Origin of the sequence: Streptomyces anatolicus, from assembly GCF_019400875.1 — a bacterium.
GTDB lineage: Bacteria > Actinomycetota > Actinomycetes > Streptomycetales > Streptomycetaceae > Streptomyces > Streptomyces anatolicus.
In genome coordinates this window covers 1-3,619 of sequence record NZ_WMBF01000579.1, presented here as the reverse complement: position 1 = coordinate 3,619, position 3,619 = coordinate 1, and the positions used below count along the sequence as shown (strand labels likewise).

Sequence of the window (3,619 nt, the reverse complement as noted above, 5' to 3'; positions counted from 1 at the left end):
GGCCCCTACTCCTCGCCGCGCGACTTCAGGACCGCCTTGTTGACCCCCCACAGCGCCACCCCGATGGCGATCAGGACGCCCGCGCGGATGTAGACCTCCGCCGGGCGGTCCGCCAGGGGGCTGGCGAGGACCAGGGCCGTGACCGCGCCGAGGACCGGCAGGGCCGTCGGCGTACGGAAGTGCGGGTGGTCGACGGGGTCCCGGCGCAGGACAAGCACCGCCACGTTGACCACCGCGAACACGCACAGCAGCAGGAACGCCGTCGTATCGCCGAGCCCCTCGATCTCGCCCGTCGAGACCAGGCCGATCGCGAGCAGCGAGACGAAGACGATGCCGACGACAGGGGTGCGGCGCTTGGAGAGGACGCGGCCCATGGCGCGCGGCAGGATGCGTTCGTTGGCCATGCCGTAGCAGAGCCGCGAGGCCATCATGATGTTGATCAGCGCCGAGTTGGTGACCGCGAACAGGGCGATCAGCGCGAAGAGTTTGTGCGGGAAGTCGACGCCGCCCGCCTTCACCACCTCCAGGAGCGGGCCGCTCGAACCCTCCAAGGTCTTGTAGTCGACGAGGAGCGAGGAGACCAGCGCCACCAGGACGTAGATCGTGCCGGTCACCGCGACGCCGATGAAGATCGCACGCGGGAAGGTGCGCACCGGGTCCTTGGTCTCCTCGGCCATGTTCACCGAGTCCTCGAAGCCGACGAAGGCGAAGAAGCCGAGCGCGGTGGCGCCGAGGACTCCGGTCATCAGGGCGTAGCCGGTGCCGCCGCCGCCCGCCTCGAAGTCGGTGAGGCGGGAGGGCTCCCCGTCGCCGGTCAGCACGGCGTACGCGCCGATCCCCAGGATGATCGCGAGACCGGTCAGCTCGACGAGGGTCAGGACGACGTTCGTCTTCACGGACTCCGAGACGCCCCGCATGTTCAGCGCCGCGAGGAGGACGATGAACGTGATCGCGATCAGCGTCGGCGGCAGCGCGTCGCCCGTCAGCTCGGCGAGGTAGTCACCGCTGAAGGCGCGGGCGGCGGCGCTCGCCGACGCGAGCCCCGAGCACATCACCATGAAGGCGATGATGAAGGTGAGGAACGGCGTCCTGAACGCCTTCTGGGTGTAGAGCGCGGCCCCGGCCGCCTTCGGGTACTTCCCGACCAGTTCGACGTAGGACGCGGCCGTCAGGATCGCCACGACGAACCCGATCGCGAACGGCAGCCACAGCGCCCCGCCGACCTTCCCGGCGACCTTGCCGGTGGTGGCGTAGATGCCCGTGCCGAGGATGTCGCCGATCACGAAGAGGATCAGCAGCTTGGGGCCGATGGCGCGGTGCAGCGCGCCTTCCTCGGCGGGCGGTGGTGCGGTGGTGGGTGTACCGGATGCCGTCATAGGAGCCTCCCCCGAGACCGGGAACACGTCTGCGAACACGTCTGGAGGAAGGGTCTGCCCGTGAGCTGCGTCACTATGCGCCAGTTGAGGAAGCTCAGAGCATGTCGGCGTTCGTCAGTTCCCGAGGGGGCGGGCGCGCGGCCCGCCATGAGCTAGAGCGGAGACGGATTCCCATGGACAAGGTGTTCTCGCAGGACGGCACGGCCATCGCCTATGAACGGACCGGGCAGGGGCCCGCTCTGATCCTCGCCGGCGGCGCCTTCCAGTGCCGTGGTGACTTCGGGGAACTGCCCGGGCTGCTCGCCGGGCACTTCGACGTCATCACCTACGACCGTCGCGGCCGGGGCGACAGCGGCGACACCGCGCCCTACGACGTCCGGCGCGAGATCGAGGACCTGGACGCCCTGATCACGCTCGCCGGTGGCAACGCGTACGTCCACGGCATGTCATCCGGTGCCGTCCTCGCGCTGGAGGCGGCGGCCGGCGGCAGCGCGATATCCCGCCTCTCCGTGTACGAGCCGCCGTTCGTGGTCGACGACAGCCGCCCGCCGCTTCCCGAGGACTACGTCGCCCACCTCACCGGCCTCGTGGAGAGCGGCGCGCGCGGCGACGCGGTCGCCTACTTCCTGACCCGCGCGGTCGGCGTCCCGCAGGACGTGGTGACCGGGATGCGCCAGGCGCCGTTCTGGCCCGGCATGGAAGCGGTGGCGCACACCCTTCCCTACGACGGAACGGTCATGGGCGACACGATGTCCGGGCGCCCGCTGCCGACCGGCCGCTGGGACGCCCTCGCCGACCGGCTCCTCGTGCTCGACGGCGGTGCGAGCGAGGCGTGGATCCGCCACGGGGCCAAGGCCCTGCCCGGCCTGCACCGCACGCTGGACGGCCAGGACCACGATGTCGACGCGAACGTCCTCGCGCCTGTGCTGACCGAGTTCTTCACCACCGGCCCCACCCTCTGACGCACTGGACGAGGCGGGCGGCGCTCAGAGGTACCGCAGCGCGTCCCGCTCCGCGCCGCCGCCCGCCTCCGCCACCAGCTCGTCGAGCGTCTGCGGCTCGCGCGCGGCGGCGAAGCGTACGTCGTCGCCGTGGATCGAATAGCCGTAGATCCCGGGCCTGGCAAGGCTGTTGTACGCGTAGTGGGCCGTGAAGTAGTACGCGCCCGTGTCGAGGACGGCCACATGGTCGCCCTGTTCGAGCAGCGGCAGCGGGCGGTTCTCGGCGAGCAGGTCGCCCGCGAAACAGGCCGGGCCCGCGATGTCCTGGCCGACGGCGGGCCCGCTCTTGGGCCGCCCCTTCGCGTCGTACGCGGCGATCCGCAGCGGCCACGAGAGCGGCGCGTACACGGTCCGGGTCGCCACCTGCACGCCCGCGTGCGTCACCGCGATGGGCCTGCCGCCCGCCTTCTTCGCGTACTCGACGCGGGCGAGCACCGTGCCGTGCTTGGCGAGCAGCGAGCGGCCGAACTCGGTGACAAGGCCGTATCGCCCGTCGAGCAGCCCCGGCACCCTCGCCTTGAGGCGGCGCGCGTACTGCGCGTGGGTCGGACTCTCGTCGTCCGAGCCGAAGTTGACGGGCAGGCCGCCGCCGATGTCGACCGTGTCGATCTGCCGCCGCCCGGCGCGTGCGTTGATCTCCTCGGCCAGTTCGTACGTGGCTCCGACGCCCCGCACCATCATCTCCAGCGGCATGCCCTGCGACCCGGAGTGCGCGTGCAGACGGGTCAGCCACGGCCGGTCGAGGCAGGCCTGGATCACCCACTCCCTGGCGCCCTCGTCGCGCAGCGGGACGCCGAACTTGGAGGTGGGCGTCGCCGTCGAGAGGGCGCCGATCGCGCCGCCGCCGATCTGCGGGTTCACGCGAAGCCCGATGGGGGATGCGGTCGGCGCCGACTGGACCAGGGCGTCGACGCGGGCAAGTTCCTGGGGGTTGTCGGCGTTGACGGCGATGCCGAGCGCGAGGGCCTGGCGCAGCTCGGCGGGGGTCTTGGCGGGGGAGTCGAGGACGGTGTCGGCGGGCGTGACACCGGCGGCCCGCGCCAGCGCCAGCTCACCGGGGCTCGCCACCTCGGCGCCGATCCCCGCCGCGCGCAGCAGCCGGAGCACCGGTACGAGCGGGGTGGCCTTCACGGCGAAGGCGTGCAGGACGGGGGTGCCGGGCGGGGTGACGGCCTCGAAGGCGCCGCGCAGGGCGGCGGCGCTCGCGCGGACGCCGGCGATGTCGAGGAGGCAGGTGAGGGG

3 protein-coding genes are annotated in these 3,619 nt (G+C 71.9%); 1 reads left to right on the top strand and 2 read right to left on the bottom strand.

Translation table 11 applies throughout. The annotated features are described in order from the left end of the window. Positions 1 to 5: 5 nt before the first annotated feature. Positions 6 to 1,376 (bottom strand): APC family permease, encoded by a 1,371-nt coding sequence (locus GKQ77_RS29815; RefSeq protein WP_219692230.1) that lies wholly within the window; start codon positions 1,374 to 1,376, stop codon positions 6 to 8. 173 nt (positions 1,377 to 1,549) lie between these two features. Here GKQ77_RS29815 and GKQ77_RS29810 point away from each other — a divergent pair, with 173 nt between their 5' ends. Next, entirely contained in the window at positions 1,550 to 2,338 is a 789-nt protein-coding gene (locus GKQ77_RS29810) for an alpha/beta fold hydrolase (RefSeq protein ID WP_219692229.1), read from the top strand. A gap of 24 nt (positions 2,339 to 2,362) precedes the next feature. Here the strand turns inward: GKQ77_RS29810 and GKQ77_RS29805 are convergent. After that, positions 2,363 to 3,619: type III PLP-dependent enzyme domain-containing protein (locus GKQ77_RS29805; RefSeq protein WP_219692228.1), on the bottom strand; the 1,257-nt coding region annotated here is incomplete at its 5' end.